The 13,627-nt window shown below is 73.6% G+C and carries 11 protein-coding genes; 9 read left to right on the top strand and 2 right to left on the bottom strand.

Annotation, left to right across the window (positions count from 1 at the left end):
* Positions 1–35: 35 nt before the first annotated feature.
* From ACZ4NT_RS16370 to ACZ4NT_RS16345, 6 genes are all read left to right on the top strand, one after another.
* Complete coding sequence (locus tag ACZ4NT_RS16370; RefSeq protein WP_467725904.1) at positions 36–869, top strand: M55 family metallopeptidase; 834 nt, start codon at positions 36–38, stop codon at positions 867–869.
* The gene (locus ACZ4NT_RS16365; RefSeq protein WP_467725902.1) at positions 862–2,211 is read left to right on the top strand and encodes a M20/M25/M40 family metallo-hydrolase; all 1,350 of its coding nucleotides are present in this window, start codon (positions 862–864) and stop codon (positions 2,209–2,211) included. The genes ACZ4NT_RS16370 and ACZ4NT_RS16365 overlap by 8 nt, the downstream gene beginning before the upstream one ends.
* A gap of 13 nt (positions 2,212–2,224) precedes the next feature.
* A complete protein-coding gene (locus ACZ4NT_RS16360; RefSeq protein ID WP_467725900.1) occupies positions 2,225–4,210 on the top strand; it encodes a S9 family peptidase in 1,986 nt (661 codons plus the stop codon).
* Positions 4,207–5,136, top strand: a complete 930-nt coding sequence (locus tag ACZ4NT_RS16355; protein WP_121407036.1) for an LD-carboxypeptidase — start codon at positions 4,207–4,209, stop codon at positions 5,134–5,136. Before ACZ4NT_RS16360 ends, ACZ4NT_RS16355 begins: the two co-directional genes overlap by 4 nt.
* A 49-nt stretch (positions 5,137–5,185) precedes the next feature.
* Positions 5,186–5,746 carry a GNAT family N-acetyltransferase gene (locus ACZ4NT_RS16350; protein ID WP_467725897.1) on the top strand — a complete coding sequence of 187 codons (561 nt, stop codon included), beginning with the start codon at positions 5,186–5,188 and terminating at the stop codon, positions 5,744–5,746.
* A 112-nt stretch (positions 5,747–5,858) separates the two neighbouring features.
* On the top strand, positions 5,859–7,832 hold the full coding sequence (locus ACZ4NT_RS16345) for a DUF5107 domain-containing protein (protein WP_467725895.1): 1,974 nt from the start codon (positions 5,859–5,861) through the stop codon (positions 7,830–7,832).
* A 117-nt stretch (positions 7,833–7,949) separates the two neighbouring features.
* On the opposite strand, the gene ACZ4NT_RS16340 is transcribed toward ACZ4NT_RS16345, so the two are convergent.
* Positions 7,950–8,315, bottom strand: a complete 366-nt coding sequence (locus tag ACZ4NT_RS16340) for a VOC family protein (RefSeq protein WP_121407042.1) — start codon at positions 8,313–8,315, stop codon at positions 7,950–7,952.
* Between the two features lie 146 nt (positions 8,316–8,461).
* Here ACZ4NT_RS16340 and ACZ4NT_RS16335 point away from each other — a divergent pair, with 146 nt between their 5' ends.
* A complete protein-coding gene (locus tag ACZ4NT_RS16335) occupies positions 8,462–8,938 on the top strand; it encodes a phage holin family protein (RefSeq protein ID WP_467725892.1) in 477 nt (158 codons plus the stop codon).
* A gap of 184 nt (positions 8,939–9,122) precedes the next feature.
* Here the strand turns inward: ACZ4NT_RS16335 and ACZ4NT_RS16330 are convergent, their stop codons facing one another.
* Positions 9,123–10,088, bottom strand: coding sequence for an LLM class F420-dependent oxidoreductase (locus tag ACZ4NT_RS16330; protein WP_467725890.1), 966 nt, complete (start codon positions 10,086–10,088; stop codon positions 9,123–9,125).
* Positions 10,089–10,395: 307 nt separating this feature from the next.
* Between ACZ4NT_RS16330 and ACZ4NT_RS16325 the strand changes: the two genes are divergently transcribed.
* Together ACZ4NT_RS16325 and ACZ4NT_RS16320 are read left to right on the top strand one after the other, a co-directional pair.
* On the top strand, positions 10,396–11,742 hold the full coding sequence (locus tag ACZ4NT_RS16325) for an NAD(P)/FAD-dependent oxidoreductase (RefSeq protein WP_121407046.1): 1,347 nt from the start codon (positions 10,396–10,398) through the stop codon (positions 11,740–11,742).
* Entirely contained in the window at positions 11,739–13,586 is a 1,848-nt protein-coding gene (locus tag ACZ4NT_RS16320; RefSeq protein ID WP_121407047.1) for a transketolase, read from the top strand. The genes ACZ4NT_RS16325 and ACZ4NT_RS16320 overlap by 4 nt, the downstream gene beginning before the upstream one ends.
* Positions 13,587–13,627: the final 41 nt, after the last annotated feature.

Below are 13,627 nucleotides of genomic sequence, written 5' to 3'. Positions count from 1 at the left end.
TCGCCGCTCGGCGAATGCGCGTACGGTTTCGAGGCATGAAGATCCTCATCAGCGCCGACATGGAGGGCGCCACGGGCGTGTCCTGGCCGGCCGACGTGCTGCCGGGCACCCCGCAGTGGGAGCGCTGCCGCTCGATGTTCACCTCGGACGTCAACGCCGCGGTGCTCGGCTTCCTCGACGGCGGCGCCGACGAGGTACTGATCAACGAAGCCCACTGGACGATGCGGAATCTGCTGCTGGAGCGACTGGACGAGCGGGCGCAGATGCTCACCGGCCGGCACAAGTCGCTGTCCATGGTGGAGGGCGTGCAGCACGGGGACGTGGACGGCATCGCCTTCGTCGGCTATCACGCCGGTGCCGGGATGGAAGGCGTCCTCGCGCACACCTACCTCGCCAACTCGATCACCGGGGTGTGGGTGAACGGCGTCCGCGCCAGCGAGGGCCTGCTCAACGCCCATGTCGTCGCCGAGTACGGGGTGCCGGTCGTCCTGGTCACCGGCGACGACGTGGCCTGCGAGGACGCCCTGGGATACGCGCCGGGGGCCCTGAAGGTCGCCGTCAAGGACCACGTGTCGCGGTACGCGGCGGTCTGCCGTACCCCGGCGCGCACGGCGGCCGAGATCCGCGCGGCCGCCAAGGAGGCGGCGGCGCTGGCCGTGCGGCACGAACCGGTCACCGGCGAGCAGTTCACCGTGGCGCTGGAGTTCGACGCCGAGCACCTGGCGATGGCGGCCACGGTGGTGCCCGGAGTGGCGAGCACCGGCGAGCGGAAGGTGGAGTACACCAGCGGGACGATGTACGAGGGCATCCGCACGTTCAAGGCGGTCACCACGATCGTCTCCGCCGCGGTGGAGGAGCAGTATGGCTGAGCACATGCCGGGGGAGAGCGCCCCGGAGGCCGCCGGCGGGGTCGACGGGCGAGCGCTCGACGAGGTCGTCCGCTTCACCTCCGAGCTCATCCGCATCGACACCACCAACCGGGGCGGCGGCGACTGCCGGGAGCGTCCGGCCGCCGAGTACGCGGCGGCGCTGCTGGCCGACGCCGGTCTCGACCCGGTCCTCCTGGAGCGCACCGAGGGCCGCACGAACGTCGTGGCCCGCATCGAGGGCACCGACCCCTCGGCCGACGCGCTGCTCGTGCACGGTCATCTGGACGTGGTGCCCGCCCAGGCCGAGGACTGGAGCGTGCACCCCTTCTCCGGGGAGATCCGCGACGGTGTCGTCTGGGGCCGCGGGGCGGTCGACATGAAGAACATGGACGCGATGATCCTCGCGGTCGTCCGGCAGTGGGCCAGGCACGGCGTACGGCCCCGCCGCGACCTGGTGATCGCGTTCACCGCCGACGAGGAGGCGAGCGCCGAGGACGGCTCCGGGTTCCTCGCCGACCGGCACCCCGGCCTCTTCGAGGGCTGCACCGAGGGAGTCAGCGAGTCGGGGGCGTTCACCTTCCACGACGGCGCCGGCCGGCAGCTCTACCCGATCGCGGCGGGCGAGCGCGGCACCGGCTGGGTCAAGCTGACCGCGCGCGGCCGGGCGGGCCACGGTTCCAAGGTGAACCGCAGCAACGCCATCACACGCCTGGCCGCCGCGCTCACCCGCATCGGCACCCACGAATGGCCCCTGCGGCTCACCCCCACCGTGCGTGCCGCCCTGACCGAACTCGCCGCCCTGTACGGCATCGACGGCGACCTGGAGGACGTCGACGCCCTCCTGGAGAAGCTGGGCCCCGCCGCCGCCCTCGTCGAGCCCACGGTCCGCAACAGCGCGAACCCGACCATGCTGAGCGCCGGCTACAAGGTCAATGTCATCCCGGGGGAGGCGGTGGCCCATGTGGACGGCCGTTTTCTGCCGGGCGGCGAGGACGAGTTCCGCGCAACCCTTGACCTGCTCACCGGACCCGACGTGGAGTGGGAGTTCCACCACCGCGAGGTCGCTCTCCAGGCACCGGTGGACTCGGCGACGTACGCGCACATGCGGGCGGCCGTCGAGGAGTTCGCGCCCGAGGGGCATGTGGTCCCGTACTGCATGTCGGGCGGCACGGACGCCAAGCAGTTCTCGCGCCTGGGGATCACGGGATACGGGTTCGCGCCGCTAAAGCTGCCGGAGGGCTTCGACTACCAGGCTCTCTTCCACGGCGTGGACGAGCGTGTCCCGGTCGAGGCACTGCATTTCGGCGTCCGCGTCCTCGACCGCTTTCTGCGCACGGCCTAGTGGAGTGGGGGACATGGTGGAGACCCTGGCGTACGGAGCGTGGCCGTCGCCCATCGGCGCGGCGCTCGCCGCCGCGCACGACGGACGGCCCGAGTTCGCCGGCTTCGTCGGCGAGGAGGCCTGGTGGACCGAGCCGCGGCCCGAGGAGGGCGGCCGGCGCACTCTGGTCCGCCGCACAGCCGACGGCACCGAGCACTCCGTGCTGCCCGCCCCGTGGAACGTGCGCAGCCGCGTCATCGAGTACGGCGGCCTGCCCTGGGCCGGACTCATGCGGCCCGAAGGACCGCTGGTGGTCTTCGTCGACTTCGCCGACCAGCGCCTGTACCGGTACGAACCGGACAGCCCGGGCAGTGAGCCGGTTCCGCTGACGCCGGTGTCGGACGTGGGGGGCGGGCTGCGCTGGGTCGATCCGCAGGTGAGGCCCGAACGGGGCGAGGTCTGGTGCGTTCTGGAGGAGTTCACCGGGGACGGACCCGGGGACGTGCGCCGGCTGCCGGCCGCGGTGCCGCTGGACGGGTCCGCCGCCCGGGACCGCGGCGCGGTACGCGAACTCACCGACGTGGCGCACCGGTTCGTCACCGGTCCCCGGCTGTCGCCCGACGGGCGGCGCGCGGCCTGGCTCGCGTGGGACCACCCGCGGATGCCCTGGGACGGGACGGAGCTGATCGTCGCCGACGTCACCGACGAGGGCACACTGAGCGCTGCCAGGACCGTGGCGGGCGGCCCCGAGGAGTCCATCGCCCAGGCCGACTGGGCCGGCGACGGAAGCCTGCTGTTCGCCGCCGACCGCACGGGCTGGTGGAATCTGTACCGCGTCGGACCCGAGGGCGAGGAGAAGGCACTCTGCCCCCGTGAGGAGGAGTTCGGCGGCCCGCTGTGGCGGATCGGCCAGCGCTGGTTCGCGCCCCTCGACAGCGGCCTCGTCGCCGTGGTGCACGGCCGGGGCGCCACCGCCCTCGGCATACTCGACCCGGAGACCGGCGAGGTGGTCGACGCGGCGGGCCCCTGGACCGAGTTCGCGCCGACGCTCGCCGCGCACGGCACCCGGATCGTCGCGATCGGGGCCAGTCCGCGCAGCGCGTGCGAGGTGGTCGAGCTGGACGCCCGTACCGGCCGGGCCCGGGTGATCGGCGCCCCGCACGACGACCCGGTCGACCCGGCGTACTATCCCGAGCCGCAGATCCGTACGTTCACCGGTCCCGCGGGGCGCGAGATCCACGCCCACATCTACCCGCCCCACCACCCCGGGCACGTCGCGCCCGGCGACGAGCTGCCTCCGTACGTGGTCTGGGCGCACGGCGGGCCCACCAGCCGCGCGCCCCTGGTCCTGGACCTGGAGATCGCCTACTTCACCTCGCGCGGCATCGGGGTCGCCGAGGTCAACTACGGCGGGTCGACCGGTCACGGACGGGAGTACCGCAACCGGCTGCGCGAGCAGTGGGGTGTGGTGGACGTGGAGGACTGCGCGGCGGTCGCGCTCGCCCTCGCGGAGGAGGGCACCGCGGACCGCGACCGGCTCGCCATCCGGGGCGGCAGCGCGGGCGGCTGGACGACGGCCGTCTCCCTCACCGCCACCGACGTCTACGCCTGCGGCACGATCCTCTACCCGATCCTCGACCTCGCCGGGTGGGGGTCGGGCGAGACCCACGACTTCGAGTCGCAGTACCTGGAGACACTGGTGGGGCCACTCGCCGAGGTGCCGGGCCGGTACGCGGAGCGCTCTCCCGCCGAGCACGCCGACCGCATCACCGCCCCCTTCCTCCTCCTCCAGGGCCTGGACGACGTCATCTGCCCGCCCACCCAGTGCGAGCGATTCCTGGCCAGACTGGAGGCGGAGGGCCGGCACGTCGCCCACGCGTACATCGCCTTCGAGGGCGAGGGGCACGGCTTCCGGCGGGCCGAGACGATGGTGCGGGTCCTGGAGTCCGAACTCTCCCTGTACGCCCAGGTGTTCGGTCTGCACCCGCCGGGCGTCCCCACCCTGGAGCTGCGCAAGTGAAGCCGCTGACCCGTCCCGCCCGCCTCGCCCCCGGCGCCCGGGTGGCGGTCGTCGCACCCAGCGGGCCCGTTCCCGAGGAGCGGCTGGAGGCCGGCCTCGACCTGCTGCGCGGCTGGGACCTCGATCCCGTCGTCGCCCCGCATGTCCTGGACCGGCACGCCGAGTTCGACTACCTCGCGGGCACGGACGCCGACCGGGCCGCCGACTTCCAGGCCGCCTGGTGCGATCCCGACGTGGCCGCGGTGCTGTGCGCCCGTGGCGGGTACGGGGCGCAGCGCATGGCAGACCTCCTCGACTGGACCGCCATGGCGGCGGCCGGCCCCAAGGTGTTCCTGGGCTTCAGTGACATCACGACCCTGCACGAGGCCTTCGCGGCCCGCCTGGGCCTGGCCACCCTGCACGGACCCATGGTGGCCGGCGTCGACTTCCTCAAGAACGGGCGCGCTCAGGAGCATCTGCGGGCGACGCTCTTCGAACCCGAGACGGTCCGCACCATCGCGGCCCCGGGCCGGGCAGCCGCGCTCGTCCCCGGCCGGGCCGGGGGAGTGCTCCTCGGCGGCTGCCTGAGCCTGCTCGCCGCCGACCTCGGCACACCGTACGCCCGCCCCTCCGCGCGCGGCGGCCTGCTCTGCCTGGAGGACGTGGGCGAGGAGACCTACCGGCTGGACCGGTACCTGACGCAGCTGCTGCGTGCCGGGTGGTTCGACGGCGTCGCCGGCATCCTGCTCGGCTCCTGGGCGGAGTGCTCGCCCTACTCCGAGGTGCGGACGATGCTGGCCGACCGGCTCGGCGGCCTGGGGGTCCCGGTCGTCGAGGAGTTCGGCTTCGGGCACGGCGAAGGGGCGCTGACGATCCCCTTCGGGGTGGTCGCCGAACTGGACGCGTCGGCGGGGACGCTGACGCTGGAGGAACCCGCCCTGGTGTGAGGGACCCGCCTTCCGCGGGCGCCGACGTCTGCCGGAGTACTGTGTCCGGATGCCTGAGCACGCCGGTCATCTCGCCGAGGGCCCCCGGGTGGGCATCCGGCCCTACACCCTCGACGACAGCGCGGAGTTCACCGCACGGGCGCGGGAGAGCAAGGACCTGCACCACCCGTGGCTGTTCCCGCCGGACAGCGCCGAGGGGTACGCGTCCTACGCCCAGCGGCTGATCGAGGACCCTACGCGGGCCGGGTTCCTGGTCTGCGAGCGGGACACCGGTGGCATCGCCGGATTCGTCAACGTCAACAACATCGTCGAGGGCGCCTTCCACAGCGGGACCCTCGGCTACGGGGCCTTCGGGCACGCCGCCGGGCGCGGGCTGATGAGCGAGGGGCTCGCCCTCGTCGTCGCCTACGCGTTCGGCCCGATGGGACTGCACCGGCTGGAGATCAACGTGCAGCCGGGAAACGCCGCCTCCATCGCGCTCGCCCGGCGCTGCGGGTTCCGGCTGGAGGGCTTCTCGCCGGACTTCCTCCACATCGACGGCGCCTGGCGGGACCACGAGCGCTGGGCGATCACCGCGGAGATGATGCACAGGACCCCGCCCCGCAGGTGACCCCGGGGCTTCCGGACGGGGGCGGGCCGTCGCCACCCCGGGCCCGCACCCTCGATGCCCACCGGATTCCGGGCTGCGGAGACCCTGTTCAGGTCGGCGAAGACGCTGTTCCATGGTCATCGTGACGACGATCCGACGTGACGTACTGAGGCTCCCCGCGGCCGAGTTGGGCCCGGACAACCCCCTGCCGCCGCTACGCACACTCGACGAGGTGCACCGCATCGAGGAGCGGGACCGGGTCGGCCTGCCCCGGGAGATGGCCCGGCAGATCGGCTACGAACCGCTGCGCAGCGTGCTGCCCGAGCGCATCCGGGACGGATACGGCAGAACGCGCACACCGCGCGAGATCGACACGCTCGTCATCGAGAACGACCGGTTGCGGGCCGTCGTGCTGCCCGGCCTCGGCGGCCGGATCGCCTCGCTGTTCCACAAGCCCTCGCAGCGCGAACTCCTCTATCGCAACCCGGTGTTCCAGCCCGCCTGCTTCGCCCTGAACGGCGCCTGGTTCTCCGGTGGCGTCGAATGGAACATCGGCGCCACCGGGCACACGGCCCTGTCCTGCTCACCGGTGCACGCCGCCCGCGTCACCGCCCCGGACGGCGGCGAGATGCTGCGCCTGTGGGAGTGGGAACGGCTGCGCGACCTGCCGTTCCAGGTCGACCTGTGGCTGCCCCGCGACTCCGACTTCCTCCACGTCGGCGTCCGTATCCGCAACCCGCAGGAGAAGCCGGCCCCCACCTACTGGTGGTCCAACATCGCCGTACCCGAGGAGCGCCGGGTGCTCGCCCCCGCCGAGGAGGCCTGGCACTTCGGGTACGAGCGGCGCCTGCGCAGCGTGCCCGTCCCCGCGTACGACGACGTCGACCGCACGTATCCCCTCAACAGCACCTTCCCCGCCGACTACTTCTACGAGGTGCCCGACGGCAGGCGCCGGTGGATCGCCGCGCTCGACGACCGGGGGCACGGACTGGTGCAGACGTCCGCCGACGCCCTTCGCGGCCGCAAGCTCTTCGTCTGGGGCTCGGGCCCCGGCGGGCGCCGCTGGCAGCAGTGGCTGACCGAACCGGGTACCGGCGGCTACTGCGAGATCCAGGCCGGGCTCGCCCGCACCCAGCTGGAGCACGTCCGGCTGGAGGCGGAGAGCGAGGTGTCCTGGCTGGAGGCGTACGGGCCGCTGAGCGCCGACGCCGCGACCGTGCACGGAGCCGACTGGGACGCTGCCCGGGCCGAGACCGAGACGCGCCTGCAGGCCGCCCTCCCGCGGGCCGACGTCGACGCGGCGTACGAGGCCTGGCTGCCGCACGCGGACGCGGAGCCCGGCGAGGTCCTGGCCGTCGGCACCGGCTGGGGTGCCCTCGAAGTGCTGCGCGCCTCCTACAAGTTGCCCGGCACACCCTTCGAGGAGAGCACCCTGGGCGAGGCGCAGGCGCCGTGGGTGGAGCTGCTCAGGTCCGGTTCCTTCCCGGAACCGCGCCGCGCCGGACCGCCCGGGGCGACGCTCGTCGCCCGGCACTGGCGGGACATGCTGGAGACGGCGCCCGCCCAGCCGCTCACCGAGTACCACCTCGGAGTCGCCCAGTGGCATGCGGGCGATCTGGCGCAGGCCGTGCGCAGCTGGGAGCGCGGCCTCCCACTCGCGCCCTCCGTGTGGCCGTTGCTGCGCTGCCTCGCCGTCGCCGACCAGGTGGCCGGGCACCACGAGAGGGCCGCCGACCGCTACACGGACGCCTTCGACGACCTGTGCCAGGAGCGGCGCGACGACGGCGAGGCCTGGACGGCGGCCACGGCGGCGCTCGGACTCGAAGCGATCGACGCGCTGCTCACGGCGGGGCGGACGGCGGACGCGCGCGCCGTGTGGGACCGCCTGCGCCGGGCCACGCGCGAGCGGGGGCGGTTCCGGCTGACCGAGGCGCGGCTGATGCTCGCCGAGGGCCATGTCGAGCGTGCCCGGGCCGTCTTCGACGAGGGGTTCGAGGTCGCCGACCTGCGGGAGGGGGCGGAGGCGATCGGCGAGCTGTGGTCACGGCTCACCGACGAGCCGTTGCCGGCGCGCTACGACTTCCGGATGCGGCCACCGGCGGAGTGACGCCGTACGGTCCGGCGACCGGGGCCGCCGAGCCGACCCGACGCCCGCCAGGGCAAAGGATCGCCCGTGGGTGCGACACGGCGCCCGTCGGCCCCCGGCGGACCGGCGGGCTCGGCGTCAGGCGCCGGAGGGGGCGTCCGCGCGCCGGTCCACGTACTCGTAGACCATGCCGTCCGGATGCATCGCGATCAGGTTGCGGCCCACCGGTGTCGCGACCGGTCCCGCCAGCACGCGGGCGCCGGAGTCGCTGAGCACCCGGTGAGCCTCGTCGACGTCGGTGACGGCGATGGTGGCCGCGACCTTGCGCAGGATCTCCAACTCGGCCTCGGGCCCGCTCATCAGCAGGAAGCAGCCGACCGCGGCGACCGAGACACCGCCCCGCTCGAAGCGCAGCGCCCGGCCGCCCGCGAGTCTTTCGTAGAAGGGCACCGAAGCCTCCAGGTCGTCGACGCAGATACGCAGCGTGGCTCCCAGAATCTCCATGCGGCAGAGCCTAGTTGGGGCCGGCGCGGGACGAGATCGTTTCCTGCGGATCGTGCGCGCCCGCGAGGCGCGGGGCGGCCACCGGGCCCCGGCGGACCCGGGGCGCCGCGGCGTTACGGGCCCGGACACCCGGGTAGACGGGCGCCATGGACCGTCTCGATCATCTGGAACACCTGGACAGGGAACTCGTCGACGAACTGGCGCAGGTCGCCCGGGAGACCGTGCGCGACGAACTGCGGGAACAGACCCGCAAGCAGCGCCGCCGGGCCGCGCTCTACGCGGCGTCGGGCGCCACCGCGCTGTACGCGGGAGCCGCGGTGTCGCTCGCCGTCGGACTCGCGCTCGCACTCGAACTACCGGACTGGGCCGCCGCGTTGATCACCGCGGCACTGCTCGGCGCCGTCGCGTACGTGCTGCGCGGCATGGCCCGCCCGGCTCCGCCCCGGCCCGCCGCGAGCGGTCCGGAGGGCATGCCGGGCGCCGACGTGCAGGCTGCGTCGCAGAGCGGTGCCGCCGCCGGGGGGCCGTACCCGCCGATGCCGTCCGTCCCGCCCACGGCCGGTACCGCCGCGCCGCACCCGGAGAGCGGGGACGCCGGCGCACCGCACGACACGCGGCGGTGATCCCGGGCCGGGAGCGGGGGAGTGGGCACACACCCGTACCCATACACCCCCGCGGGCCCGGTGGCGGAACGGCCGTGCGGCCGGGCACCGCTCATCCCGCGGGTCCACCGATCCTGAGACGCAGTGGGACCACCGGCCCTGAGGCGCACTCGGACCACCGGTCCGGGCCCGTGCGGGACGGCGGTCAGCCGCCGTTCTGCTGCAGTTGCGGCAGCACCTTGGTGCGGTAGAAGTCGAAGAAGCCGCGCTGGTCGGGGCCGATCTGGTTCACGTAGACGTGGTCGAAGCCCGCGTCCGCGAACGCGGACAGGGCCGACACGTGCTCGTCGACGTCGTCGCCGCACACGGTGTTCTCCCGGACCATGTCCTCCGTGACCAGCGGTTCCAGCTGCTCGAAGTGGCGCGGAGTGGGCAGGATCTGGCCCATCTCGCCCGGCAGCAACTGGTTGGGCCAGAGCTTGTGGACGGTGCGGACGGCCTCGTCCCGGTCCTGGCCGTAACAGACCTTCGTGCCGCCGCTCACCGGCTTGGCGCCCCCGCCGCCCTTGCGGAACCGGGACACCATCGACTCGTCGGGCATCATCGTGATGTAGCCGTCGCCGACCCGGGCCGCGAGTGAGGTCGCCTGCGGACCGAAGCCGGAGATGTCGATCGGGACCGGCTCGTCGGGAACCGTGTAGAGGCGGGCGTTCTCCACCGTGTAGTGCGTGCCGTGGTGGTTGACCTCCTCGCCGGTGAAGAGGTTGCGCATCACCTGGATCGCCTCCTCCAGCATCTCCAGACGGACGTGCGCGGGCGGCCAGGCATCGCCGAGGATGTGCTCGTTGAGGGCCTCTCCGGAGCCCACGCCCAGCCGGAAGCGTCCTTCCGTCAGTACGGCGCTGGTGGCGGCGGCCTGGGCCAGCACCGCCGGATGGATCCGCACGGTGGGGCAGGTGACCGCCGTCTGGATCGGCAGCGACACGGCCTCGGAGAGCGCACCGATCACCGACCACACGAACGGGCTCTGCCCCTGCGCCTCGTTCCACGGGTGGTAGTGGTCCGAGATCCACAGGGAGCGGAATCCGGCCTGCTCGGCCATCCGGGCCTGCTCGACGAGATCGGCGGGACCGAACTCCTCGGTCGACAGGAAGTAGCCGTACTCGGCCATGGGGGGCACCTCCGCGACAGGCTGCTCAGGGAAGGGAACAGGCCGGGTAACCCCGCGGATCCCCGCGAAACTCCACCCCGGTGGGGCCGGTGACCGGACGGGACGGAAGCAGCGACGAGCCCGCCGCAGGTGTGCGCCGCGGCCGACGTGCCCGCCGGCGGTGCGCGGCGGCCGACACCCGCCCGCTACCGGTGTGCGCCGCGGCCGATACCCGTACACCTGGCCCCGGCCCCGCCCGCCGCCACGTTTGGCCGCCCCGGCCAGGGGGACGCGGTAAGCCCACGAGCAACCACGTCGGAGGCGAACCGTGGCTCGACCCCGCATCGTGATCGTCGGTGCCGGATTCGCGGGATACCGGACCGCCCGCACCCTCTCCCGGCTGGCCCGCGGCAGGGCGGAGATCACCCTGCTCAACCCGACCGACTACTTTCTGTATCTGCCCCTGCTGCCGCAGGTGGCCGCCGGGGTGCTGGAGCCACGCCGCGTCACCGTCTCGCTCACCGGCACCCTGCCGGGCGTACGCCTGGTGCTGGGCGAGGCCGACGGCATCGACCTCGACGCCCGGACCGTGCACTACGGCGACCCCGAGGGAGGCGTCGGCGCGCTGACGTACGACCGGCTGGTACTCGCCGCCGGCAGCGTCAACAAGCTGCTGCCCATCCCCGGCGTCGCCGAGCACGCCCACGGATTCCGCGGCCTGCCCGAGGCGCTCTACCTGCGCGACCACGTCACCCGCCAGGTCGAACTCGCCGCCTCCTCCGAGGACGCCAAGACCGCCGACTCCCGGTGCACCTTCGTGGTCGTCGGCGCCGGCTACACCGGGACCGAGGTCGCCGCCCAGGGACAGCTCCTCACCGACGCGCTCGTGCGACGGCGCCCGCTGCCGGAGGGGAGGCGGCCCCGCTGGCTGCTGCTCGACATCGCCCCCCGCGTCCTGCCCGAGCTGGACGAACGGCTGTCCAGGACGGCGGACCGGGTCCTGCGGGAGCGCGGCGTCGACGTCCGCACCGGGACCTCCGTGAAGGAGGCCACCCCGCACGGGGTCCAGCTCAGCGACGGCGAGTTCGTGGACACCAGGACCCTGGTCTGGTGCGTCGGCGTGCGGCCCGACCCGCTGGCGGAGGCGCTCGGCCTGCCCATGGAGCGCGGCCGGCTCCTCGTCGACCCCTACCTCCGGGTGCCCGGCCGGCCCGAGGTCTTCGCCTGCGGCGACGCGGCGGCCGTACCGGACCTGGACAAGCCCGGCGAGTACACGCCCATGACCGCACAGCACGCGTGGCGGCAGGGCAGGATCGCCGCCCACAACGTCGCGGCCTCCTTCGGGACCGGGGACCCTCGCGCCTACCGCCACCGGGACCTGGGCTTCACCGTCGATCTCGGCGGGGCCGAGGCCGCCGCCAACCCGCTCGGCGTGCCGCTCTCGGGTCCCCTCGCGGGCGCCGTCACCCGCGGCTACCACCTCGCCGCGATGCCCGGCAACCGCATCCGCGTCGCCGCCGACTGGCTCCTCGACGCGGCTCTGCCCCGCCAGGGTGTCCAGCTCGGCCTCGTGCGGTCGTGGGCGGTACCCCTCGACACCTCGTCGCCCGAGCTCGCGCGGATGCCGGGCGGCACCTCCACCACGCGTGACAGCCGACCGGAAGGAACCTCATGAACACCCGTCAGCTCACCGAACTCGGCCAGCAGTTGCGCGTCGACAGCGTACGCGCCGCCGCCGCCGCGGGCTCCGGCCACCCCACCTCCTCGATGTCCGCGGCCGACCTGATGGCCGTCCTGCTGGCGAAGCATCTGCGCTACGACTTCGAGCGCCCCCAGCACCCCGCCAACGACCGCTTCATCCTCTCCAAGGGGCACGCCTCCCCCCTGCTGTACTCCGCCTACAAGGCGGCCGGCGCGATCAACGACACCGAGCTGCTGACCTTCCGCAAGCTCGGCAGCCGCCTCGAAGGGCACCCCACCCCCCGCCGGCTGCCCTGGGTCGAGACGGCCACCGGCTCCCTCGGACAGGGACTCCCCGTCGGCGTGGGCATCGCACTCGCCGGAAAGCGGCTGGACCGCACCGGATACCGCGTCTGGGTGCTGTGCGGCGACAGCGAACTCGCCGAGGGCTCCGTCTGGGAGGCCGCCGAGCACGCCGCGCACGAACACCTCGACAACCTGACCGCGATCGTCGACGTCAACCGGCTCGGCCAGCGCGGCCCCACCCGGCACGGCCACGACCTGGACGCCTACGCCCGCCGCTTCCAGGCCTTCGGCTGGCACACCGTCGAGGTCGACGGCCATGACGTGGACGCCGTGGACCGCGCGTACGCGGAGGCGGAGTCCACCAGCGGACAACCCACCGTGATCCTCGCGCGCACCCTCAAGGGCAAGGGCGTCGAGTCCGTGCAGGACCGGGAGGGTCTGCACGGCAAGCCGCTGCCGGACGCCGATGAGGCGATCGCCGAACTCGGCGGCGTACGTGAGCTGCACGTCGAGGTCCAGCAGCCGCCCGCCGCCCGGATGCTGCACGCCGTGCGGTCGGGCCACCCGGAGCTGCCGCGCTACGAGATCGGCGACGAGGTCGCCACCCGCAACGCCTACGGACAGGCGCTCGCCGCGCTGGGCAGCGCCCGGGGCGACGTCGTCGCACTGGACGGCGAGGTCAGCGACTCGACGCGCGCCGAGTTCTTCGCCAAGGAGCACCCCGACCGCTTCTTCGAGTGCTACATCGCCGAACAGCAGCTGATCGCCGCCGCGGTCGGCCTCGCCGCGCGCGACTGGGTGCCGTACGCCTCCACGTTCGCCGCCTTCCTCACTCGCGCCCACGACTTCGTCCGGATGGCGTCGATCAGCGGCGCCGGCATCAACGTCGTCGGCTCGCACGCGGGCGCCTCCATCGGCCAGGACGGACCCTCGCAGATGGGCCTGGAGGACCTGGCGATGTTCCGCTCGGTGTACGGCTCGACCGTCCTCTATCCGTGCGACGCCAACCAGACGGCCAAGCTCGTCGGTGCCATGGCCGACCTCGACGGCGTCCGCTACCTGCGCACCTCCCGCGGCGAGAGCCCCGTCATCTACAGCCCCACCGAGGACTTCCCCGTCGGCGGCAGCAAGGTGCTGCGGGCCTCCGGCGACGACCGGCTGACCCTGGTGGCCGCGGGCGTCACCGTCCACGAGGCCCTGGCAGCGGCCGAGTTGCTCGACGCCGAAGGCATCCAGGCCCGGGTGATCGACCTGTACTCGGTCAAGCCCGTCGACCGGGAGACCCTGCGCGAGGCCGCCGAACAGACCGGCTGCCTGATCACCGTGGAGGACCACCGCGAGGAGGGCGGCATCGGGGACGCGGTGCTCGACGCCTTCCTGGACGGCCGGCCCACCCCGCGGCTGGTGCGCCTCGCGGTCCGCACGATGCCGGGCTCGGCGAGCCCCGAGGAGCAGCTGCACGCCGCCGGTATCGACGCCGAGTCGATCGCGGCCGCCGCGCGGCTGCTGGTGGAGCACGCCGTCGTGCGCTGAGGACACCGAGGGCCTCGCGGCCGGACCGGAGAGGAACCACC

It is taken from the genome of Streptomyces sp. NPDC026417, assembly GCF_055567695.1.
The sequence above is the reverse complement of the archived record's forward strand: the minus strand, read 5'-3'. Positions and strand labels throughout refer to the sequence as shown.

What these genes read in the sequence shown, in the direction of transcription:
- ACZ4NT_RS16365 (WP_467725902.1), top strand. Translation starts at nt 862, where the DNA reads ATGGCTGAGCACATGCCGGGGGAGAGCGCCCCGGAGGCCGCCGGCGGG.
- ACZ4NT_RS16360 (WP_467725900.1), top strand. Translation starts at nt 2,225, where the DNA reads ATGGTGGAGACCCTGGCGTACGGAGCGTGGCCGTCGCCCATCGGCGCG.
- ACZ4NT_RS16335 (WP_467725892.1), top strand. Translation starts at nt 8,462, where the DNA reads ATGGACCGTCTCGATCATCTGGAACACCTGGACAGGGAACTCGTCGAC.
- ACZ4NT_RS16345 (WP_467725895.1), top strand. Translation starts at nt 5,859, where the DNA reads ATGGTCATCGTGACGACGATCCGACGTGACGTACTGAGGCTCCCCGCG.
- ACZ4NT_RS16330 (WP_467725890.1), bottom strand. Translation starts at nt 10,088, where the DNA reads ATGGCCGAGTACGGCTACTTCCTGTCGACCGAGGAGTTCGGTCCCGCC.
- ACZ4NT_RS16340 (WP_121407042.1), bottom strand. Translation starts at nt 8,315, where the DNA reads ATGGAGATTCTGGGAGCCACGCTGCGTATCTGCGTCGACGACCTGGAG.
- ACZ4NT_RS16370 (WP_467725904.1), top strand. Translation starts at nt 36, where the DNA reads ATGAAGATCCTCATCAGCGCCGACATGGAGGGCGCCACGGGCGTGTCC.
- ACZ4NT_RS16350 (WP_467725897.1), top strand. Translation starts at nt 5,186, where the DNA reads ATGCCTGAGCACGCCGGTCATCTCGCCGAGGGCCCCCGGGTGGGCATC.
- ACZ4NT_RS16320 (WP_121407047.1), top strand. Translation starts at nt 11,739, where the DNA reads ATGAACACCCGTCAGCTCACCGAACTCGGCCAGCAGTTGCGCGTCGAC.